The 22,078-nt window shown below is 68.1% G+C and carries 19 protein-coding genes and 1 pseudogene; 15 read left to right on the top strand and 5 right to left on the bottom strand.

Going from position 1 to position 22,078, the window contains the following annotated elements:
• Genes AB0H21_RS19670 through AB0H21_RS19690 form a run of 5 tightly spaced genes read left to right on the top strand, consistent with a single transcriptional unit; the run spans nt 1 to nt 5,248 of the window.
• On the top strand, nt 1-1,341 hold the full coding sequence (locus AB0H21_RS19670) for a cupin domain-containing protein (protein WP_358518221.1): 1,341 nt from the start codon (nt 1-3) through the stop codon (nt 1,339-1,341).
• Nucleotides 1,338-2,633 carry an MFS transporter gene (locus AB0H21_RS19675; protein WP_358518224.1) on the top strand — a complete coding sequence of 432 codons (1,296 nt, stop codon included), beginning with the start codon at nt 1,338-1,340 and terminating at the stop codon, nt 2,631-2,633. Before AB0H21_RS19670 ends, AB0H21_RS19675 begins: the two co-directional genes overlap by 4 nt.
• A 13-nt stretch (nt 2,634-2,646) precedes the next feature.
• The gene (locus tag AB0H21_RS19680) at nt 2,647-3,366 is read left to right on the top strand and encodes an SRPBCC domain-containing protein (protein ID WP_358518227.1); all 720 of its coding nucleotides are present in this window, start codon (nt 2,647-2,649) and stop codon (nt 3,364-3,366) included.
• Nucleotides 3,367-3,378: 12 nt separating this feature from the next.
• The gene (locus tag AB0H21_RS19685; RefSeq protein WP_358518230.1) at nt 3,379-4,893 is read left to right on the top strand and encodes an alpha/beta fold hydrolase; all 1,515 of its coding nucleotides are present in this window, start codon (nt 3,379-3,381) and stop codon (nt 4,891-4,893) included.
• A 31-nt stretch (nt 4,894-4,924) separates the two neighbouring features.
• On the top strand, nt 4,925-5,248 hold the full coding sequence (locus AB0H21_RS19690; RefSeq protein WP_358519001.1) for a DUF6176 family protein: 324 nt from the start codon (nt 4,925-4,927) through the stop codon (nt 5,246-5,248).
• 60 nt (nt 5,249-5,308) lie between these two features.
• Here AB0H21_RS19690 and AB0H21_RS19695 read toward each other — a convergent pair whose 3' ends face one another.
• On the bottom strand, nt 5,309-5,911 hold the full coding sequence (locus AB0H21_RS19695; RefSeq protein ID WP_358518233.1) for an XRE family transcriptional regulator: 603 nt from the start codon (nt 5,909-5,911) through the stop codon (nt 5,309-5,311).
• Nucleotides 5,912-6,232: 321 nt separating this feature from the next.
• On the opposite strand from AB0H21_RS19695, the gene AB0H21_RS19700 reads away from it, so the two are divergent.
• Nucleotides 6,233-7,735, top strand: coding sequence for an MFS transporter (locus AB0H21_RS19700; RefSeq protein WP_358518236.1), 1,503 nt, complete (start codon nt 6,233-6,235; stop codon nt 7,733-7,735).
• Between the two features lie 52 nt (nt 7,736-7,787).
• Nucleotides 7,788-8,384, top strand: a complete 597-nt coding sequence (locus AB0H21_RS19705; RefSeq protein WP_358518239.1) for a class I SAM-dependent methyltransferase — start codon at nt 7,788-7,790, stop codon at nt 8,382-8,384.
• Nucleotides 8,385-8,426: 42 nt separating this feature from the next.
• Here the strand turns inward: AB0H21_RS19705 and AB0H21_RS19710 are convergent, their stop codons facing one another.
• Nucleotides 8,427-8,975, bottom strand: coding sequence for a TetR/AcrR family transcriptional regulator (locus AB0H21_RS19710; RefSeq protein WP_358518242.1), 549 nt, complete (start codon nt 8,973-8,975; stop codon nt 8,427-8,429).
• Between the two features lie 93 nt (nt 8,976-9,068).
• Between AB0H21_RS19710 and AB0H21_RS19715 the strand changes: the two genes are divergently transcribed.
• The 6 genes from AB0H21_RS19715 to AB0H21_RS19740 all read left to right on the top strand — a co-directional run bounded on the left by AB0H21_RS19715 (nt 9,069) and on the right by AB0H21_RS19740 (nt 17,583).
• Nucleotides 9,069-9,824 (top strand): alpha/beta hydrolase, encoded by a 756-nt coding sequence (locus AB0H21_RS19715; protein WP_358518244.1) that lies wholly within the window; start codon nt 9,069-9,071, stop codon nt 9,822-9,824.
• 123 nt (nt 9,825-9,947) lie between these two features.
• Nucleotides 9,948-11,150, top strand: a complete 1,203-nt coding sequence (locus tag AB0H21_RS19720) for a lipase (RefSeq protein WP_358518246.1) — start codon at nt 9,948-9,950, stop codon at nt 11,148-11,150.
• Nucleotides 11,151-11,388: 238 nt separating this feature from the next.
• Nucleotides 11,389-12,429, top strand: coding sequence for an NERD domain-containing protein (locus tag AB0H21_RS19725; RefSeq protein ID WP_358518248.1), 1,041 nt, complete (start codon nt 11,389-11,391; stop codon nt 12,427-12,429).
• 180 nt (nt 12,430-12,609) lie between these two features.
• Entirely contained in the window at nt 12,610-16,383 is a 3,774-nt protein-coding gene (locus AB0H21_RS19730; RefSeq protein ID WP_358518250.1) for a DNRLRE domain-containing protein, read from the top strand.
• A 238-nt stretch (nt 16,384-16,621) separates the two neighbouring features.
• Nucleotides 16,622-16,963, top strand: coding sequence for a hypothetical protein (locus AB0H21_RS19735; protein WP_358518253.1), 342 nt, complete (start codon nt 16,622-16,624; stop codon nt 16,961-16,963).
• A gap of 224 nt (nt 16,964-17,187) precedes the next feature.
• A complete protein-coding gene (locus tag AB0H21_RS19740; RefSeq protein WP_358519030.1) occupies nt 17,188-17,583 on the top strand; it encodes a hypothetical protein in 396 nt (131 codons plus the stop codon).
• 90 nt (nt 17,584-17,673) lie between these two features.
• Here AB0H21_RS19740 and AB0H21_RS19745 read toward each other — a convergent pair.
• Nucleotides 17,674-17,838, bottom strand: a pseudogene (locus AB0H21_RS19745) (hypothetical protein); the annotation flags it as partial.
• Between the two features lie 472 nt (nt 17,839-18,310).
• Here AB0H21_RS19745 and AB0H21_RS19750 point away from each other — a divergent pair.
• The gene (locus AB0H21_RS19750) at nt 18,311-18,514 is read left to right on the top strand and encodes a hypothetical protein (RefSeq protein ID WP_358518256.1); all 204 of its coding nucleotides are present in this window, start codon (nt 18,311-18,313) and stop codon (nt 18,512-18,514) included.
• Nucleotides 18,515-18,699: 185 nt separating this feature from the next.
• Here AB0H21_RS19750 and AB0H21_RS19755 read toward each other — a convergent pair whose 3' ends face one another.
• Complete coding sequence (locus tag AB0H21_RS19755) at nt 18,700-18,948, bottom strand: DUF397 domain-containing protein (protein WP_358518259.1); 249 nt, start codon at nt 18,946-18,948, stop codon at nt 18,700-18,702.
• Nucleotides 18,939-19,760, bottom strand: coding sequence for a helix-turn-helix transcriptional regulator (locus tag AB0H21_RS19760; protein ID WP_358518260.1), 822 nt, complete (start codon nt 19,758-19,760; stop codon nt 18,939-18,941). The genes AB0H21_RS19755 and AB0H21_RS19760 overlap by 10 nt, the downstream gene beginning before the upstream one ends.
• Nucleotides 19,761-21,164: 1,404 nt before the next feature.
• On the opposite strand from AB0H21_RS19760, the gene AB0H21_RS19765 reads away from it, so the two are divergent.
• Nucleotides 21,165-22,076, top strand: coding sequence for an ATP-binding protein (locus AB0H21_RS19765; protein ID WP_358518263.1), 912 nt, complete (start codon nt 21,165-21,167; stop codon nt 22,074-22,076).
• Nucleotides 22,077-22,078 lie beyond the last annotated feature (2 nt).

Genomic DNA, 22,078 nt, shown 5'->3' on the forward strand with positions numbered 1-22,078 from the left:
ATGGCGGAGACACGCAGGCTGCTCACGGTCGGCGAGCTGGACCCGCTGTCCGACCTGCCGGGGCCGAACCCCGGCGACACCGGCGACTCCGGTGCGGGCGGCCACGCGCTGGACCGCGTTCTCGGCACCATGACCGGTGAACGGTTCCTCGACCGGTACTGGGGCAGGGACTGCTACCACGACACCGGCGAGCCGGACCGCTTCCACCACCTGCTGCCCTGGGCCGAGCTCAACCGGCTGCTCGACGGCCACCGGGCCTGGCCGCTGCGGATGCAGGTGGCCAAGGCGAACAAGTCGCTGCCCCCGTCGTCCTACGTCGAGCCGATCCCGGGCCGAGGCGTCGGCAGGGAACCCGCGCTCCGCGTCAGCAGCACGAAACTGCACGCCCGGCTGCGCGAAGGCGCGACGCTGGTCTTCGGCTCGGTGGACGAGGCCGTTCCGGCGGTACGGGACCTCGCCGAAGCCCTCGAACACGACCTGCGCGCGGAGGTGTTCGTCAACCTCTACGCCTCCTGGGGTGAGGTCGGCGCCTTCGACCCGCACTGGGACGACCATGACGGGCTCATCCTGCAGGTCTATGGCCGCAAGGAATGGCAGCTGTTCGGCGTCGGCCGTCCTGTGCCGCTGCCCGGCGACGAGCCCCTCAACGAATGCCCCGCGACCCCCTTGCGGCAGTTCGAGCTGCGCGAGGGCGAGGCGTTGTACGTGCCGCGCGGCCACTGGCACGCCGTCCGGCCCGTCGGCGGCACGACCGTCCACCTCACCATCGGCTTCCGCCGTCCGGTGGTCGAGGACTTCCTGAAATGGGTGGTCGAGCGGCAGCGCCGCCTCGCGGAGGCGCGCTTCGACCTGCCGCTCACCGGTTGGGACGACGAAACGGCGGCCCGGCTGTCCGTGCTGCGGGAGGAGATCGGCGCCCTGCTCACCGAGGACGGGCTGCGCCGGTACGTCGCCGAACGGGACGGCCGCGCGCAGGCCAGGCCCCGGCACTCGCTGCCGTACGCGGCGGCCGGGCAGGGCGGCGACTGCCCGCCGGACACCGTCGTGGTGCTGGCCTCGCCCCGGCCGGTGGCCCTCCAGGAGGACGGCCGCCGGTGCGTCCTGGTGTCCGCCGGCAAGCGCTACGACTTCGACGCCGTCTGCGCCCCCCTGGTGCGGCGGCTGCTCGCCCGTACCCCGTGGCGGGTGGACGAGCTGGTCCGCGCGGTCTCCGGCGAAGGCGGGCCGTCCGCCGGCGAGGGCCGCGAGCTGGTGGCCGAGTTGCTCCGGCATGGCCTGCTGCGACTCGACCTCGCGCCCGAGCCTCTCCCCGCCGGTGCACCCGACAGAAAGGACCGATGATGGCGGACACCCTGCGCAACACGAGTCCACCCCGCCGGCCGAGCCGGTTCGGCCTGTCCGCGCTCGCGCCGGACTTCCCCATGCTGTGGGGGGCGACGACCGTGTCGCTCCTCGGCAACGGGATCTCCTCCGCGGCGCTGCCGCTGCTGGCGGCCACGCTGTCCAGCGACCCGATCGTGGTGTCGTCGGTGGTCGTCGTCGGCAGGCTGCCCTGGCTGCTGTTCGCCCTGCCCGCGGGCGTCATGGCCGACCGGTGGGACCGCAAACGGGCCATGTGGATCAGCGATCTGGTCCGCGCCGGGCTGACCGCGGGGCTCGCGGTGGCCGTGGCGACGGGGTCCGCCGGCATCGCCCTGCTGATGGTGGTGGGCTTCCTGATCGCGATCGCCGACACCGTGTTCGACAGCGCCAGCGCCGCCGTGCTGCCCAGGGTGGTGGCGAACGACCCCGAGCGGATCCAGCGGGCCAACTCGTGGCTGGTGGGATCGCGGAACACGGTGGAGTCGTTCGTCGGCCCGCCCCTCGGTGGTCTGCTGTTCACCATGTCGCGGTCGCTCTCCTTCTTCGGCGACGCGCTGTCCTTCCTGGTCAGCGCCCTCCTCCTGCGCAGGATGCGCGGCGACTACCACGTGGCCCGCAACACCCTCGGCGAGGGCGGCATGCGGCAGGCCATCGGCGAGGGCTTCTCCTGGCTGTGGCGGCAGCCGGTGCTGAGGGCGATCACCGGCATCGCCGGCCTGTTCAACGTGGCGTGCCTCGCGCAGAGCGCCATTTTCGTGCTCTTCGCCCAGCAGGTGTTCGGCCTGGGCGCCTTCGGCTTCAGCCTGCTGCTCGCCGTGGGCTCCTTCGGCGCCCTCTTCGGCGCGGCGCAGGCCGGGCGGCTCAACAGGTGGTTCGGCACGGCGATCAGCCTCCGGCTGGCGCTCGTCGTGGCGGGGGTCGCGTGCCTGGTCACCGCCGCGGCGCCGAACCCGTGGATCGCGGGGGCCGGGGAGATCCTGGCCGGGCTCGGTGCCGCGATCTGGAACGTCAACCAGATGTCCCTGCGACAGTCCGGCACACCGGACCACCTGCTCGGCAGGGTCACCGGCGTGCACCGGTTGGTCACCTACGGGGCGATGCCGTTCGGCGCGCTGCTGGGCGGCGTCCTCGCCTCGCTGTCCGGGCTGCGCATGTCGTTCGTGGTCGCCGGCGCGATCATGCTCGCGCTCGCCGTGTTCGCCAGTGTCACGATCACGCGTTCCCGGGTCGCGGAGCTGACGCCGCCCCCGGCCGACCGTCAGTCAGCATGAGAAGGAGTACACGATGGTGAGCAACAGCCTGGAGCGCCTGCTGCGGCACCCCCGGGAGAGGGTCTGGCAGACCATCTTCGACCCGGGGGCGGCCGAGCACTGGCTGGGCACGGTGGCCAGTGTCATGCCCGAACGCGAGGGGGCGGCGCTGTGCTGGGTGTACGACCCCGGCGCGCGCATGCCGACCACCTACGGCGGGCGGATCGAGGTCCTGGACCGGTTCCGCCGCCTGGAGCTGGCGATCCGCCTCATCGCCTGCGACGCCGAGATCCGGATGACGTTCGAGCTGACGGACGTACCGGCGGATTCGGGGGACACGCACACCCGCCTGAAGCTCCGGCAGGACGGCTTCCCCGCGGACGGCAACGGCAGGTTCGAGCGCGACGGCTTCCTGCACCACTGGGACCACTTCCTGGAGCTGCTCGGCGACTACCTGGACGGAACGCCGAAGAACTACCACACCATGCACAAGACCGAGCTCGGGGTGATCCCCGTCGGAGCCGTCCGCGGCGAGGGCATGCTGGTGCAGGACGTGGCCGTCGGCGCGCCCGCCGACCTGGCCGGGGTCCGTGCGGGCGACGTCATCCGCTCCTGCGGCGACTTCCTGTTCGGCAGCCTGGACGACCTGGACGCGTGGGTCGAGAGCCACCGGCCGGGGGAACGGGTGGAACTGCTGGTCGGGGACCGCCTCGTGCCGGTGGTGCTGCGGGCGAAGCAGTACACGCCCTCCTGAGTGGGAAAGGCCATGATGCCGGACGTCGTTCCGCTGCCCGACCGGTCGCCGGAGATCACCGGGCCGCTGCCCGCCCCGTTCCGGCGGGCACAGCTCGACGCCTCACGACCGGCGTTCGCGCTCACCCCCGCCGGTCCGGTGGTCAGCACCGACGCCTGGTCCGATCGCCACCTCGCGCTGCTCGCGGACGGCCGGTGGACCAGGCTCACCAGCGGGTCCCGGTGGCACTCCCGCCCGGAGTGGACCGGCGGGCGCCTGGTGGCCGAGGTGTTCCAGGACCTCGCGGCCGAGCGGGCGAGCAGCCTGCCGATACCGCTGGCCGGCGTCCACGCGGAACCGGAGCACGCCGAGCCGCGCGCGGTCCTGACCCCCGACGGGCGTGCCGTCACGCATCCGGTCGCCGGGGAGGTGCGGCTGCCGCCCGGAGCGACGGCCGAGTGCGTCGTGCCCGCGTTCCCCGGACACGACCGGATCGCCCTGCTGCTGCGCCAGGGCAGGGCTCGCCGGGTCGTGTGCGTGGACCGCGACGGCGTCTCGCACTGGGACGGCCCGGTGATCTCGGCCGGGCCTTGGCTGTCCGAGCACGAGGTCGTCGTGGTCCTGGAGGCCTGGCCGGGACGCGTCCCGTACGCCTGGCACGTACGCTCGGGTGCGCTGCGCCGCCTGGTGGAGCCCGCCCAGATCGTGGTGGACGACGTCCGGGCCGAGGGCGACCTCGTCGGCCTGAGCTGGACCTCCCCCGGGCAGCCGCGCCGGCTCGAACTGGTTGAGGCGGGACGGCTGGCCGGCGGGGAACAGGTCCGGCTGAACCCTGCCCCGCCAGGTGCCGACGGCCTGCCTTCCGCCGTCTGCACCGTCATCGAGGGGCGGCACTGCCCCCTGCCCACCCTGCTGCGCGACCCTCCGGGCCAGGCGCGTGGCACCGTGCTGCTGCTGCACGGCGGCCCGAACGGGTCGAACCTGGCGACCTGGTCGCCGTTCGCCGAGTCGCTGGCACTGGCCGGCTGGCGCGTCGTCCAGCCGAACCTGCGCGGCAGCGGGCTCGTCGATCCCGCGGTCCGCGCTCCGCTACCTGGACACTACGGGGTGGACGACGCGGACGACGCGCTGAGCGTGCTGCGCCGGACCGCGATCGGCCCGGTCGTGGTCGGCGGGATGAGCTACGGAGGCTACCTGGCGAGCCGTGTCGCCCGGATCGCGCCCGAGGTACGCGGCGTGTTCCTGCTCGGCGGTTTCCTGCGGCCCTCGGATCTCGACGGGTCCGGGCATCCGCAGGTCGAGGCCTTCCTGCGGACGGCGGCCGGTCGCTTCGCGGCACATGTCCCGTTCGCCGCCGTGCCACACTTCGTCGCGCACGGCGCACGAGACCCGCGCATCCCCGTGGAGGCGGTCCGCACCCACGTGGACGACCTGCCGTCCGGATCGGAATGGGTCGCCATCGAGGGCGAGGGCCACGGCATGCTCTCCGACCACGCGGCCCGGCGGGTCTTCCCTCTCTTCTTCTCATGGCTGGACCGTCTCGGATGAGTCCGGCGTCGACACCTACCGGGGGCGCGTGATGCTCAGGGTTTCGGTCAGCAGAGTCGAGCCCGACCAGGTGGACCGGCTGCGTGAATGGTTCGCCACGCTGTCCGGCCCTCGCCGGGACGAGATCCTCGCCACGTTCGAGGAGGAGGGCGTGCGACACGAGACCGTCCTCCTGGTGAACACCCCGGCGGGCCCGCTCATGGTGTACGCCCTGGAAGAAGAGGACTCGGCCCGGTCCCAGGCCGTCTTCCAACAGTCCGCCCATCCCGTCGACATCGAACACCGGCAAGTCCTCAAGGCCGCCTGGCACGGCCCCGCCAACTGCGAAGTCCTATTCGACCTCTCCGCCGACTAGCGCGGGATCCCGCCCGCCCGCCGTCGCCCGCGCCCTGCGTGGTACGTGCCTGCGGGTTGTTCAGAGGGGACGGGGGGCGTCGGGGCGGTAGCTGGCTTTGATGTGGACGCGTTCGCCCTGGGGGCCAAGGATGCTGAGGAATTCCACGGGGTGTTCGTCGGCGTTGCCGAACCAGTGCGGGAGGTGGGTGTCGAATTCGGCGACTTCGCCCTCGGTGAGGATGAAGTCCTTGTCACCGAGCACGACGCGCAGGCGGCCGCGCAGGACGTACAGCCAGTGGTAGCCCTCGTGTGAGCGGGGGTCGGGTTCGCGGCCGTCGGTCAGGCCGGCGGGCAGGATGTGCTTGAACGCCTGCAGCCCGCCGGGCTTGCGGGTCAGCGGGACGACGGTCATGCCGTTGCGGGTGAACGGCTGCGGATACACCCGAGGGTCGAGATCGGCCGGAGTACCGATCAACTCCTCGATCGGCATCTGATAGGCCCGGGCCAGGGGCAGCAGGAGTTCCAGGCCCGGCTTGCGCTGCCCGGACTCCAGTCGGGACAGGGTGCTGATCGGAATGCCGGTGGTCTCCGACAGGGCGGTCAGGGTGGCGCCGCGGCGACGGCGCAGCTCGCGCAGCCGGGGCCCGACCGCGGCCAGCACCGCATCGAAGTCATCACTCATGCGTCCACCCTGCCCGGGTTTTGCGCTTTCTGCAAAGAAGTTTGCCCGATTGCCGAGGTGGGGCGCACCTTGGCATCGGAGGTGGTCACGATGACCCGAAATCCCGAGGTCAACAGCGATGGCCGGTACGACGTCGCGATGGTCGGCGCAGGCCCAGCCGGCTTGAGGCAAGGCGCCGGCGTGGCAGGCGGCCGACACCACACGGACTCCCGGTCGCTCTCCTGACCGCGGCGCACGCCGCCCCCGATCGCCAGGCCGAACGGCCGGCTGGCACCCGCCGCTGTATCCCGACATCGATGACCGATCCCAGGAGGGACATTCATGAAGGAACCCACCGCAGTTGACCGGGCCACCCAGGTGGACAGCGCACGGCCGTCCGGATCCCGTCATTGGTGGATCCTCGCCGTACTGAGCCTGACGCAGCTGTTGCTGGTGCTCGACTCCACCGTGATGAACGTCGCGCTGCCCTCAGTGCAGGCGGACCTGGGCTTCAGCAGCGCGGACCGGCAGTGGGTGGTCACCGCCTACGCCCTCGTCTTCGGCGGCACGCTCCTGGCCGGAGGCCGGTTGAGCGACATGCTCGGCCGCAAGCGCATGCTGCTCCTGGCCACGACCGGGTTCACCCTCGCCTCCGTACTGGGCGGTCTGGCGAACGGCTTCGTCATGCTCGTCATCGCGCGTGCCCTGCAGGGCTTCTTCGGCGCGCTGCTGGCACCGGCGACGCTCTCGCTCATGGCCACGACCTTCATCGACTCCACGACACGCGGCAAGGCGTTCGGCGTCTTCGGTGCGGTCTCCAGCAGCGGCAGTGCCATCGGGCTGCTGCTCGGCGGGGCGCTGACCGAGTTCGTGGACTGGCGCTGGTGCCTGCTGGTCAACGTCGTGGTCGGAGCCATGGTCCTTGCGGCGGCCTCGGCCCTGGTTCCCGCACAGGCCGCCGCGTCGCCCCGCCCGCGCCTGGACCTGCCCGGCATGGTCACCTCCGTGCTCGGTGTCCTCGCCCTGGTGTACGGCTGCTCGGCGGCGGAGCGCGACGGGTGGACGAGCCCGGTGACCCTGGGCACCCTCGCCGCAGGCGTGCTGCTTCTGGGACTGTTCGTGTGGATCCAGACCCGGGTCTCCCAGCCCCTGCTGCCGATGCGGGTCGTGCGCGACCGGAACCGCGGTGGCGCCTATCTGATGGTCGCGATCGCCGGCGTCGGCATGTTCGGCGTCTTCCTCTTCCTCGCCTATCACCTGCAGCAGGTACTCGGCTTCTCCGCGCTGATGACCGGTGCGGCCTTCCTGCCCATGGTCGTGTCCATGGTGGTGATGGCGATCGTGACCGGCAGCGTCCTGCTGCCCCGCACCGGGCCGCGCGCCGTCGTCGTCGGCGGATTCCTTCTCACCGCGCTGGGGACCTCCCTGTTCACCGGGCTGACCGTGCACAGCGGATACGCCAGCGGCATCCTGCCGGGGCTGCTGATCGCGGGCGCCGGCTTCGGCCTGATCTTCGGGCCGGCGATGAACCTCGCCACCGACCGGGTCGGCCCCGCCGACGCCGGCGCCGCCTCAGCCATGGTCAACGCCGGACAGCAGGTCGGAGCCGCCATCGGCACCGCCCTGCTCAACACCATCGCGGTCAGCGCCACGTCGAGCTACCTCGCCGACCACCCCGAGACTCCCGATGCCGCCGCGCAGGCATCCGTAGACGGCAATACCGTCGCCTTCTGGGTGACCGTGGCGGTGTTCGCCCTCGGCGCTCTCGCGTGCGGCCTCCTCGTCCGGCCAGGACGACAGCTGGGAACGGAGGACGGCGACGCCACGTTGACGGCAGCGATCTGAGCGCCCCCGAACGCCGACCACGACCGAGAAACCAAGGAGAGGACCGAGCACCATGGACGCTCAGCACTGGGACGAGATATATCGCAGTCGCGACCAGATATTCAGCGGCAACCCCAACCCCGTACTCGTCACCGAGATCACCGACCTACCGCCGGGCCGGGCGCTCGACGTCGGATGCGGCGAAGGGGCCGATGCGCTCTGGCTGGCCCGGCGCGGCTGGCAGGTCACCGCGGTCGACATCTCCGAGGTCGCCCTGCACCGTGCCGCCGCCGCTGCCACCGACATCGAGGGCCGCGTGTCGTGGGCACGGGCCGACCTCACCACCACGCCGCCCCCAGCAGGCGCCTTCGACCTGGTGTCCATCCACTACTTCCCACTCAGGTGCCGGCCAGGCCATACGGCGCTGCACGGCCTTCTGGACGCTGTCGCCCCCGGCGGCACCCTGCTCTTCGCCACCCACGCCCGCGCGGATCTCACTCCGCGCGAGGACTTCGATCCCGCCGACTACTACCAGCCCGACGACATCGCCCAACTCCTCGACCCCACGTGGAACGTCCTGATCAACGAGACCCGCCCTCGTGCCGCCCCGGCCCCCGCCGGCACACACCACACCCGTGACACCGTCCTGCGAGCACAACGCCTGCCGTGAGCACCCCCTCGCCGCACGCGGCGCGTGAGCGGTCGGTGGCGTCTACGGGGCGGGGCTCGCCGTGAGGCCGGCCTGGAGGATGCGGAAGTAGGCGTCGGTCGCGGCGGGCCGTCGGTCCGCCGGGTGCTCGTTGACGGCGTGGATCAGTCCGCACAGGAGCTTCAGCAGGTTCTCGCCGGTGAGAGCGGGAGCCGGGTGAATACGTTCGAGCAGGCGGGAAGCGGCTGCGCCCAGTTCGGCCTTGGCCTGGCGCAGGGAGTCCGTCTCGTCGGTCGCGGTGATCAGGATGTCGATGAGGCCGGGCCGGGCGAGGGCGGCCGAGAGTGCCGTGTGGAGGAACTCGATGAGGGCTTGGACCGGCTCCGGGTGTTGCTCCGCCTCGGCCGCCACGCCGATGAGGCCGCGTACCGAGTCCTCCAGGATGGCCTCCAGCATCGCCCGTTGGGTCGGGAAGAGCCGGTAGACCGTCCCGACCCCTACGCCGGACCGGCGTGCGAGCTCGTTGAGGGTGAGCGTGATCTCCCCGGCGGTGATGGCGTGGTGGGCCTCGTCGAAGATCCTCTGCCTGTTCCGTACAGCGTCGGCCCGCATTTCCCTCCCTCACGATGCTAGGTGGATAGGTTATCAGGTTGGTGTGCTACGGTGAAGTTGATAGCCAATCCACTTACTCGCAGGGGAGTGATCATGACCGTCGTATTCGTGCACGGAGTGCCGGAGACACCGACCATCTGGAACGACATCCGGCAACGGATCGAGCAGCCGACCGTGGCCCTGCGGCTGCCCGGCTTCGGCAGCCCCCGCCCGGCCCACTTGCGGGACAAGGAAACGTACGCGGCCTGGCTCGCCGGCGAACTGCGTGCCATAGAGGGGCCGGTCGACGTCGTCGGCCACGACTGGGGCGCCCACCTCACGATGCGGGTCGTCTCCGCCTACGACGTGCCGGTACGCAGCTGGGTGTCCGACGTCGCCTACGGCTGGCACCCCGACTACCAGTGGCACGAGGCGGCCGCCCTCTGGCAGAAGAGCCCGGAGGGCGAGGAGTCGCTCGCCGGACTGCGCACGTCACCCACCAGCAGCGGCCCCACCTTCGGCGACTTCCTCCGTACCCGGGGTATGGGCGCCGAACTCGCGAAGGAGATCGACGAGGTCCACGACGAGGAGATGAGCGCCGCCATCCTGGCGCTCTACCGCTCGGCCTGGCCAAACTTCCACGCCGACTGGGGCAAGGACTTCGACCGTCCCGCCGCCGCCCCGGGACTGATACTGTCCCCGACCGGTGACCCCATGGCGCAGCCCGCGCAAGAACGGGACATGGCCGAACGGCTCGGGGCCCAGCTGGCGGAACTGGACGGCCTCACCCACTACTGGATGCTCCAGGACCCCGAACGGGGAGCAGACGTGCTGCGCCGCTTCTGGGCATCACTCCCCAGGGTGCGCTGAATCCGGCATCGGCCGAAAGGCGTAGCCCGCCGGCGCGAAATGAGCCCTGGGGTAGACGACCTTGGCCGGGGCGGGTCACTAGCTTCGGAGCACTCCCACTTCCAATGATCAGAAGGAGTGCGTGTGATCTCCCCGCGAGTGGTGTGCGCCGCCGCCCTGCTGGCCGTCGCGTCGCTGGCCGTACCGACTGCCGCCGAGGCCAGGACACAGCTCAAGACCCAGGTCCGGCCCCAGGCCGCCGCCCCGCCCCAGCTGACCCTTCCGGCGCCGACGGGCCCCTCCCCGCTCGGCACGGTGTCCCTGCATCTGGTCGACCGCTCAAGGAAGGACCCGTTCGCGGGCGCCGGCCACGACCGCGAGCTGATGATCAGCCTGACCTACCCGGCCAGGAAGGTCGCCGCGTACCCGGTCGCGCCCTGGCTGCCGCCCAAGGCAGCGGCCCAGTACCTGCGCCAGGAGGGCCTGCCTCCGGGAGCCGTCCTGCTGCCGCAGACCCACGGGCACGAGGGCGCCCCCGCCGACCGGCGCGAGGGCCGGTTGCCCGTCGTGCTGTACTCCCCCGGCAACGACTCCTTCCGCTCGGCCAACACCGTGGTGGTCGAGGAACTGGCCAGCCGGGGATACGTGGTGGCCACAATCGACCACACCTACGACGGCCTGGTGGAGTTCCCCGGCGGCCGGGTGGTGGGCCCCGTTCACGACGGCGCCGGGACCGGCCGGGTGATCTACGAGCAGCGCATCGCCGACACCCGCTTCGTTCTGGACCAGCTCACGGTGCTCGACCGCGGCGGCAACCCCGACGCCGACCACCGCAAGCTCCCCAAGGGGCTGCGCGGCCTGCTCGACCTGAGCCGGGTCGGCATGTTCGGCTACTCGGCCGGCGGGCCCACGGTCGCGTCCGCCATGTTCGAGGACCGGCGGATCAAGGCCGGGTTGGCCATGGACGGCCCGGCGGCGGGCCCGGTCGTCACCGCGGGGCTGGCCCGGCCGTACATGCTGATGACCGCCACCAAGGCCGTCCGCGACCAGATCCCCGACCTGGCCACGTTCTGGTCGAATCTGAAGGGCTGGAAGCTCAACATCAGGACCGAAGGGGTCGAGCACGTCTCCTACGGCGACCTGGAAGTGATCGCCCCGCAGGCGGCGGCACTGCTGAAGTGGACGCCCGCCCAGCTCGCCGAGCAGATCGGCACGCTCGCCCCCGAGCGCGGCGAGGCCGTCCAGCGGGCCTACCCGTTGGCCTTCTTCGACCGGCACCTGCGCGGCAGGGGCCACCTGCTGGACGGCCCGTCGCCGAGGTTCCCCGAGGTCACCTTCATTCCGTAGCGCCGCCCGCATGGCCGGCCGGCCGCTCCTGGTCCTTCTCGGTGTTCGCCCGGAATCCGTATGCCTCCCGGATCTCCTTGCGGACGTTGGCGGGGGACGGTCGCCGATCGCCGGGAAATCGCGCGGGCGCGCGCCATTGTGAGCGCCCCGTTACCGTAGTGCGCGTATCTCGGATCGCCCGCGATTTACTCTGGGTTGAAAAACCGCGCAGCCCCCCAACTGCACTGGAGATCCGGACGTGCGAGAAGGCCGTTGGACCACGATCACGCCTTCCCAGTACCAGCATGAGCGCGAGGCCCTGGAACACGTTCGTACGGTGTTGCCCGAGTCCGAGCCGTACCGCGCCTGGTCCAATTTCACGTTCACGGCCAATACCGGGCATGTCCGCGAGGTCGACCTGTTCGTCGCCGCGCCGAGCGGCCTGCACCTCATCGAGATCAAAAGCCTGCACGGACGGCTGAGCGCCAGCGGCGCCAACTGGGTACAGACGACCGGCCGAAACACTCGCTATTTCGACAATCCACTACACCTTGCCGATTCCAAGGCCAAACAGCTCAAATCGCTACTACAGAAGGCCGCCGACCGTGAGGCCAGGATTCCCTATATCCACGCTGCGGTCTTCCTGTCCGTGCCCTCGCTCGACGTCGACCTCCCCGATCACCAGCGGAACGGAGTCTACGGACCCGAGAACGGCCGGCTCCCGAAGATCCTGTCGGACCTGCTGATGGTCCCGCCCGCCGACGAGCGGTATCGCCTCACGGCCGAGCTCTCCCGGCGGCTCGACGGCTGGCTGCGCAAGGTCGGCATCGCCAAGAGCCGGTCGCACCTCCAGGTCGGCGCCTGGCAACTGGAGCCGCGCCCGTTCGACGTCGGGCCGACCTGGGAGGACCACCTCGCCACGCACGACCAGATCCCCGCGGAGAAGCGCCGGATCCGCATCTACCTCGTCGAGCGCAACGCCGACGAGAGCATGCGCGCGAGCATGGGACGGGCGGCGCGCCGTGAGGTGCTGGCCCTGCACGGCATCAGCCACCCCGGGATCGTCCGGGTCGACACCATGGAGCAGCACGAGGCGGGCCCCGCGCTGATCTTCCGGCACGATCCGCGCGCCATGCGCCTCAGCAACGCCTCATCGATCACTAAATGCGGCTGGAGTATTAGGCCTGTTCTGGGGTCCTCATGGATGGTCGGCCCGTCCACGCCTACGGCGAACAGAATGGGGTGCATGCTTTCCCGCGTCAGAACATGCGGCCTTATCCGCATGCTCAGAAGTGGCTGAGGATGATGGCATATCCCAGAAGTGTGTGCCATGTGATCTTTATCACTCTATCTCAAGATCGCCTCCGATGATACGAATGACCTCGGTAGCTCCAATCGCTGGTTAACGGGGTGATATGTGACCGTGTCAGAATCGTTTGCTCAATGTTCAGAGAATGGGCAGTTACGTCGCAAAAGACGGGTGCTGACCGCTGCCGCAACCATGCTGAGCGTCATTGGTTCCCTACTTACCGTCGTAGGCGGCGTTACGCCCGCGGCCGCACAGGCGCCGAATGCGAGCAAGCCGCCTGCGAACAATGACACCGTCACGATGCCGACGCCGGCAGGGGCGCGGTTGGGCGAGGCGACTGCCGCGCATCTGGCGGCCTCGGCCGAGGCCAAAGAACTCGGCAAGCCGGTCGAGGTGATCACGGAAGCCTCCGAGACATCATCGACCTGGGCGTTGCCCGACGGCGACTTCACGACCGACTTCTACACCGGGCCTATGCGGGTCAAGCAAGCCGACGGGTCGTGGAGATGGATCGACACCACGCTGATTGAGGAGAACGGCGTTCTCAAACCCCGCGTGAGCAAGGCGGACGTGCAACTGTCCCTCGGTGGTGACAAGCCTTTCGCCACACTTCGCAGCGGCAACGGGTCGTACGGCTTGCGCTGGGGATCGCCCTTACCCCGGCCGCTCATCAACGGTGCCACCGCAACCTATTCCTCGGCAGCCGGCCCGGGTGCCGATCTGGTGGTGACAGCGCTGCCCACCGGACTGGCCCACGACGTGGTCTTGCGTGAGCGGCCCAGCGGTCCGCTGGAGATCCGCCTTCCACTGGATCTTTCCGGAGCACAGCTCACCAAGTCCGACGGCACACAGGCCGTGAAGGTCCCGTCCGCGGGTGCTGAAAGGCCGCAGACGCGCAAGCCCGGCAAGGGGCAACTACTGCTGACGGACAAGGACGGCGCCCTTATCGCGTCCGCGCCACAGCCGATGATGTGGGACAACGCGACCGAGCTATCACAGAAAACGGCCAAACGTCGCGCCCAGGTCGCCACTTCGATCGAGAAGGGCAAGGGTGGGCCGGTGCTGGTCCTGCGGCCTGATCCGCAGTTCCTGGCCGACCCGGCCACAACGTATCCGGTCCGGGTTGATCCGACGATGACGATCGGGCTGACCACGGATGCGTGGGTGGCTCCCGACTTCCCTGGATCGAATTCAGGATCCAACATTCTCAATGTCGGTAACTGGGGGGACAACCTCCCCGCCCGCAGCTATGTGCAGTTCGGTATCGAATCGATCCGCGGGGTGATCCTGGAAACCGCGACGCTGAACTTCCAGGTGCAGAGCCAGTCCACCTGTAGCGACATGTTCGGCCCGCCCAACCCGCAGTTGTTCAAGACCCGGCGGGTCACCTCGGCGTGGACTACGACCGGTCTGGACTGGTCGGCTCAGCCGGCCACGACCGAAGAAGACGCCGGAATCCACACCACCTGCGGCCCGATCAACTTCCCGATCACCAACATGGTCAAAAAGTGGCTGACGGGAACGGCGAACTATGGCGTTCAGATCGTCGGCACCGACGAGTCGCTGAAGCGTTATGTGGCGATGTACTCCAACGAGATCAACGTCCCGAGCTACCGCCCCAAACTGGTCGTGAACTACAACATGCGGCCTTCGATGCCCGAAGTTACGGTCAGTGAGGCCGACTCTCTTGTGGGCGACCACGTAATCGTGCGCAATCCCCAGTCCAACGTCGGGTTCAAATCCACCAGCCAGGACGGCGGCGCCCTGGGCTATGAGGTAAATGTATACAATTCCTGCTGTCCCCAGCCAAGCATCGTCACCATCTCCGGCAAACCGTCAGGACAGGTGACCAATTACCAGTTCGGGTTGGCGAACCCCGACAGTTGGCGCTTCCAAGTCCGTGCTTGCCGCCTGGGCACATGTAGCGATTACACCCCCTGGTACCGCATCACCGCCGACGCTGGCTTCCTGCCTACCGATCTCGCTACGGGGCTGACCGATCCGGCCAGCCCAGTACTCTCCGGGGTGGTGTCCCGTCCGTCCGGAGGTATGGTCGCCGGCAGGTTCTATCTGTTCGACAGCGCCGGCAATCCGGTGGGGCCTTCTCCTATCGGAGAGGTAAGCGTCAACGGCGGTGAACGGGTCAGTGTGGCCTTGCCCGTCAATACCGTTCAAGCTGGGGCTACTTATTCGTGGCGGATGCGCTCGTGTATCGAAAACTCCTGCAGTCCCGATACTTCGCCCATCACCTTCACTGTTCCCACCACCGATCCAGACCAGCCTCCCCAGCGAGTGACGATTGGACGGGACAAGCTCACCATCAAGGCGGGGAAGAGCGCTGCGGACGCCTGTGCAGGAAGTCCCTGCGCCTTGGAAACCAGTCCCCAGATCCAAGTGGGCGGTGACGCTGGAGAAAAGCGTCTGTCGCTGGTCAAGGCAGACGTCGGTTCCATCCCGTCCGGAGCGAGGATCAGCTCAGCGATTCTCGATCTCGGTTCCCCAGCCTGCCAGGGCACATCATGCAGTCAAGTGAGCACAGTGGAGGCGTGGCACCTGGAGCAAGACCTCCCTAGCAGTGCCACGGGGGCAGACGTGAATGCTGCACTAGGTTCGGAGTCGGCGGCGGTCGCCCAGTCGGACATGGCCCAACTCGACATCACAGGACTGGTACAGGAATGGCTCAAGGGCGGTTCGGCCAACCGAGGTGTCGTCCTCCAGGTCGCTGCTCCGTCTCCGGTGATGACCTTCGGCGAATCACAGTCCGCATCGGCTCCGGTGCTGACGGTCGAATTCACTCCGCCCGCTCCGCCAGGGAAGGTCTCGACCCTCGCGGCGCGTGCCGGTGACGCGGGACTCCTCATAAGTTGGCAGGACCCAGATGACTACGGAGCCGATGTCGAGAACCTTGACTACGACGTGCAGGTTCTCGACGCCGGCAACAATGTGGTGCAGAGCCACAGCCTGAAGGAAGCCATGAAGGTCATCACCGGCCTGGCGAACGGTGCCACCTACACAGTCAAGGTCCGCGCACGAACCGGGTATGGGACAGGCCCCTGGGAAGCGGCAGGGCCAGTCACGCCACAGGCGGTTGCGGGTGGCATGCAAAAGTACATCGACGCCGCATCTGCATTCTTCAAAGCCAAGGGTGATGTGGCGGAGGGGCGCCGAGCCGACGTCGGAGAAGCTGCGGCGTCCACCACACAGCGTTCAGTAATCGAAAGAATTCTCTGGACACATTCGGTGCAGCTGGCTGTCGCCCGAGAGGAAGATCCGCTTACTCGTGTTGAGACGACAACAGGCATCGTCTTCAACCAGATGCTCGCGTCGCAGCTCCCAGATGGGTCGGTCGTCCTCTGGACTGACGTGAGCCGAAAGATTACGACTGTGGGCTCCACGTCCGAGGAAACACAGCCGATCGGCACCCTACAGTTCGGCTTCTCTCAAGGCGGAACGGCACTTCACGATATTCAGGCAGGCAAGTCCATTCTGCGACCTCGTTATAGCATCCCCATTCAACAAAGCAGTGTCGACGCCGGGGCAGCTGCGGCGCTGCCTCGTCCCACCCCTAATCGCTGGGGATGCGAGGGAATGGTCGACCGTCCGCACCGGTCCAGCACGAACCCGTCGGTGGTCAACGTGCATGCTGACGCCAGGTGCACCAAGGCAGGTATTTCTCGGGCATCGGTCCGGGCCACCCTCTACCGGCACCGGTGGTGGGGCTGGGAGCAAATCGGCACGCGCGGCTATGCGAGCAAAGTTGGGCTGAAGCGCAACGAGCGGCTGCGCGCGGTGGCGAACTGGCCTCCGAAACGTGAATGCTACAATTACAAGGGTGTCGGCGAGTTCACGTTCTACGCCAATAACGCCACAGGATACTCCTCGGGCGAGAACTACAACACCGAGTATTTCTCGGGAAATCCTCCCTGCGGCCTTCGACTGCCCTGAGGAGGACGAGAGCAGGTTTTCCTGTTTTCTCCACCTCGTCGGCCAAGCCGAACCGTCCGTGACTGTGCTTGTTCTTGACGAGGGTCAGGTCATGCGGGCGGAGGGGGAAGCTTTGGCGGCGGTAGTGCTTGTGCCCGCCGGCAGTGGCTGGTGGGCACAAGCTCCCGGAGTCAGACGGGAGATCGTACGGCGTACTCGACATGTCCCGACGTTCGGTCTCGGACACGCGCAGCACGACGTGTCCGAGATCCGATTCGGCAGCAAGGAACGAGACTGCCTGTACAGCCTGGCCAGTAGTTCGCCGCTGGTGGACATCGAAAGTGCCCCCAAACGCGTTTTCCTCTCTACGACCGCGGTTCCCATCACGGCGTACCTGACGGAGGCCGGTCTTCCGGAGAGTGCGGGACCCGCGGAGGAACGTTTTCCAGGTATCGCCCGGCTGCTGTCGATCGTCGCCGACTATTGTCGGGGGCCGAATATGGCCGAGTCTCCCGATGAAGAGGACCTTCTGGACTGCTTTGACCGATTCACGGTGGGAGGTCTCAACTGGGATATCGATGATCCCTGGTGGGAACGCTGACACCCAGCTCTTTCACGATCTTGGGCGGTGATCGTGGTTGACCGTGCCAGGGCGGGTGGATTGGCGTCTTCGTCGAGTTCGGCGCGCGGCGGGAGCCCCCGCCATGGGCGTGGCGGGGGCTCGGCGAGGGCTGTTCATCGGTTGTCGAGGGTGGGATCTTCTACGCGCCCGGCGACAACATCGCGCTGACCTCCTCACAGCTGGTCGGCCCGCAGAAGACGGTCGTGCGCAACGTGGGTGTCGCCGACGACAGCGACGACGTGATCTTCACGCCGGACGCCGTCTGGCCGAGCGATCACAAGGCCGTCCTCAGCACCTTCCGCATCTGCACCGACGGCTGCACGGCGCCGAACATGAGCCCCGAGAAGATCGCGGTCTCCGGTAAGCGCGTCGCGGGCGGCCAGGTCGAGATCCACGGATCCGGCTTCATGCCCAATGACAAGGTGTCCTTCCAGCTGGACACCACGCCGGTCCCGCTCGGCACCGCCACCGCCGACGCGAAGGGCAAGGTCAGCCTCGTCGTGACGATCCCCGCCTCGACGCTTCCCGACACCCACACGGTGGTCGCGACGGTGCACGGCAAGGCCGTCGCCAGCAAGGCCTTCCGCGTCGTGCGGTGATCTCCGCGTAACCTCCTCGCGCCGTCGCGCAGCGGCCGCCGGTCTCGGCTGCGCGGCGGCGCGATCGTCATTCCCCGAGAAGCGCCGGTTGCCAGCGATACAGATCGGGTGGGCGACGGGGTCGTCGAGGATCCGCTCCAGGAGGATCTCGTGTCGCAAGGAGTCGCCGAGATCATAGGTGTACCCGATCTTAGAACCGGGCTTGGGCAGTGCCCGGTTGATCCGGCAGGAGAGCTCGTCGCCGCATTCCTCCATAGGTACGAAGTTCCAACGAGCACAAGAAACTCGGGCTTTTCACGTATGCCGAGGTGCCGGGGCTTCACATGCCAGAGCACTACAAGCAGTCGATCAAGAACTGGCGCGAACTGCCGGCGGAGCGGGGCCGCCCCGTGCCGCTGGGGTGCTCCGGATCGGGGCGAGATCCGTCCCCCTCGGCGTAGCGGGATCGTTAGCGGCGGGACTCTGGCCGTTGTCGCAAGGCGAGATGGATGGCGCCTTCGACGGTCTCGTCGACCGCCGCCTTCACTGTGGGCTCCGATGCACGCGGCGCAACCTCAACCATCGAGGAATAGTCAAGACCTGTGGATCGGCTCCTCAGCCTGTAGCGTCTGCTTGCGTGATGTCTGGGCAGAGCCCGGAGCCGGCGCTACCCCGCGATGGAAGGAACCTGGGGCTGCGTTCGCGCCGCTGTCCGACTCGCCCTGAGGATGGAAAGGGGGTGAGCCGTATGACCGGAACCCTCCTAAAAGCTGGCGACGAGGTCGACGTTCTCGTCAAGTCCGCCAAGCCGTTCGGGCTCTTCGTTGAGTCAGATTCTGGTGTGCACGGGCTCGTCCGCGGTGGTAGTGCCGCGGTCGGCGCGACGGTGCGCGTGCGCGTGATCGAGTTCGACGCAGCCGAGTCGCGATTCAGCGCGATGCTCGTCGACTAACGAGTTGGCCCGGCCGGCGTGAGTCGGCCGGGCCATACTTGATTGTCTTCCCCTCGCCTGTAGGCCCGGGGTGGAACCGGGCCCATTGGGCTTTCCCTCTGGGCTCCATACCCCGCAGTTACCCGCGACGCATGCCAGAGTGGGGACGGGCTCCAGGCACTAGCTCGGAGCCGAGGAACCCCTGATCAGGGGGCCTCCATACGCCTCGGCTGCGACATCGTGTCGCAATCGAACTCGCCTTTCTTGGCGCCGTCGATGAACGCGTCCCAGACACTCGCACTCACCACGAAGGGCGCCTTCTCCGGAGCCTCGGTGTCCCGCAACCCCACCCGCCCCTCGGACAACGGAGCCACCTCCAGGCAGTCGCCTCCGTTGGATGCGCTTCTTGTGGCTTTGCGCCAGGCGGCGCTTCTAAGTTCTTCGCTCAACTCCATGCCCTCACAGCCTCTCTGATTCGGTCGATGGATGCGTGCTGTGGATGTGCTTCCAGTCGGATGGCGTCGTACCTGCTATGGATGGCATCGACGTCTTCGGAATGGCTTGTAACGTATCCATGGGTCGCGGACTCGATATACACCGTATCCGTGCGCCCGTGGAGCTGGGCGATCACAAAGCCCCCAGATATCCCGGGAGTTCCCCCAAGCAACAGGGGAACTACTTGGATGCTGATACGCGGAGACTCCACAGCCTCCAAAAGACTTTGCAGTTGTCCACGTATCACGTCCTTGCCGCCGATCGGCCGCAGCAGCACACACTCGTCGATAACGATCTGGAGTACAGGCGGCTCTGCGCGCTTCAAGATCGCCTGTCGCTCCATGCGCGCTTCCAGCTTCTTCTCCACCTGCTCCTCGGTAATGCATGGTTCACCACGGATGACCGCCCGAGCATATTCCTCGGTCTGCAGAAGACCCGGAACAACCAAAGGCTGCCAGGTGCGTAATCTGTGCGCTTGCTGCTCGACATCCAGCCAACCGTGAAACCATGGAGGGCTTGCTTCCCGAGTTAGTAGCGGCCAAAGCCGGACGAGTTCGCCGCTCAATTCTAGGGCGCCGTCACAGCGCTCCACAAAATCACGACTCGGGAAGCGCTGAGCTCGTTCGACAAAGCCGATCAAGCTGGCGCTGAAGTTGATTTTGTCCGCTAGATCCTCTTGTGAGACGCCTGCCCGCTGCCGGTATTTACGCAGCTCAGCACCAAAGAAGGCCAACGGACTGGCAGACGGGTGGAGTTCGGCAGGTGCAGGCATCGATCCTCCGTCTAATGGTGATCATACAGCGATCGCACAGCGATAGGACAGGACCTAGTACGAAATCTGTCCTTCTACTGTGCCGCCCTTTCGCTGCACAACGTAGCCGGTCGGGAGCACCCTGTGTAGAGCTTCCGAACTAATCGAAAGCCGCTAATGAGGCCACCTCGCAGCGTTGCGAAGTCCCCTCTCGCGCAGCCAGGCCGAAACACCGACTATGTCCGGACAAGGAGGACAGAAATGACCTTCAGCGCCAGCACGAATCCCGTTCTGCGAGGGCTGCGAAACTATCCATTGGTTACAAACTTGTCGCTTTCCAGCAAGCTCCCGAACAAGCACATAACTCGGGCCCGTAGCTGGTCCCCCGCCGTACAGCGGCGCCGACTTCTCCGCCCCGCGACCCGCCGTACCGGCGCCGATCAAGCAACGTCCGGCGGCTCGCGGAGGCCCCTCCACGAGCTGGATCACGGCCGACAAACCACCGCACCCGCTCCACGAGCCGAAGCCAACAGACAAGCCCACCCGGATTCACGAACCCGATCGGGATACCTGAACCGGTCCCGCCGCTGAAGCGGAGCGGCGACCGAACCCCGTACATGAAGCGGGGCTCGCCATGGCACAGCACGCCAGGACAAGCCCCTAGACCGGACGCAGGAGGTCCGATCCGATGCACAACCCTAGTAGAGGACGCCTCCCCGGCAGGGGAATCCGTGTCATTCGCGTCCGCTGGCAGGCCGACGAGCCGCCGATGCCGCTCGGCTGCCGCTGGTGCGGCCACCTGCCGTACGCCCACGAGGCCGCCAGCCTGCCCCACCGTCCCCACCATGAGTGGGAGCAACCGACCCCGGCTCAGGTCCAGGCGCGGATGGCCGCGCGGCAGCGGCTAGGGCTCGGTGACCGCCTGCCCGTGACGAGGCCGCTCCGCCCGCTCCCAGTCCCGGAGGCCTTCCCTTCCCGGACGAGGCGCCTCGCACCTGCCCTTTCCGCCACCCCGAAACCAACCACGACCGCCCGCACGCCCGCACAAACCCCACGACGCACAGCGACCGCCTCACCACACGGTCTCACTCCAGAACGCATGACACCCATCCGCACACCCGCGCACACCACTGAGCCGTTCACCCCCCACCCACCCGCGCACGCCCCGGAGCCGACGACCGCCGCCAGGCCGTCCGCGTTCGAGCAGGCCTCGCCGCCGAAAGACGAACCGGTCCGCGCTCTGATGCCGACACAGCCGACACCCTCCGTCCCCGCCGAGGGGTGCGAACCCTCCCCGGTCGTGTACCTCGGACGTCACCGGCGTGAGCGGCCTCCAGCGGTGAGCGAGCCTCGCCGGAGCGGCCGACCGCCCGGGGAAGTCGTCCGCTCCGAAGAGCGCATGGCGGGCCCGAACGGAGCCGCCGCATGAGCACTCGGGATGACCAACCGCGACCTGGGGGACGGCACCGGAAGGGAGCACCCGCGACGCGGGTCGAACCTGGCCGCTGGGACCTGGTCGACCAGGCCGCCGCCCGGCAGATCGACATGATCGAGCCCACGTGGGCCGTCTGGTACGGCGTGGGCACACGGCACTTCTACGCCGTCGCCACCTGGCCTACGCCCGAACCACTGCTCGTCCACGCCGGCACCACCGACGAACTGCGCGGCCTGATGCGCGCTGCCGAGCGGACACTTCTGTACCACCCCCGCACCGGCCGCGCCCTCCAACCGGCCGCCCATCGGCCCGATCCGTCACATAACCCCACTCCACCCGACCGGGCCTCCTTGGGCCCCGCGACTCACGGAGCACTGATGCCAGAGACACAGGACGGCGTTCTGCGTACCGTCTGCTGGGACCTGCCCGACGACCTGTCGATGATCGGCAAGGCGCGCGGCATGGTGAAGGAAGTCCTCACCGCCTGGGCGCTCCCCGACCTCGCCGACGACGTGGTCCTCGCCGTGGGGGAGCTGCTGGCGAACGCCCTTACCTACGGCCGTCCCCCGGTCCGGCTGTCCCTGTGGCTTGGTACCGCCGACCTGTGCGTCCGCGTCACCGACCACGGCCCCGAGCGGCCCCGACACCTGAACCTCGACATCGAGGCCGTCCACGGCCGGGGCCTGGCCATCGTCGAAGCCCTCGCCCACGACACCGGCGTCACCCCACTCCCCGACAGCCCAGGCAAGACCGTCTGGGCCCGCTGGCACCTCCCCCCAAGAGCCGCGGAAGTCCCCCACAGCACCACCCGGAGTTCGGGCGATCTTCATGGACAGCCTGAGGAGCCCGACGGAGTAACCACAAGGCGCTCGGTGCCATTCACCAATGGATCTACGTCGTGACC

Source organism: Sphaerisporangium sp. NPDC051011, assembly GCF_040653595.1.
Classification (GTDB): domain Bacteria; phylum Actinomycetota; class Actinomycetes; order Streptosporangiales; family Streptosporangiaceae; genus Sphaerisporangium.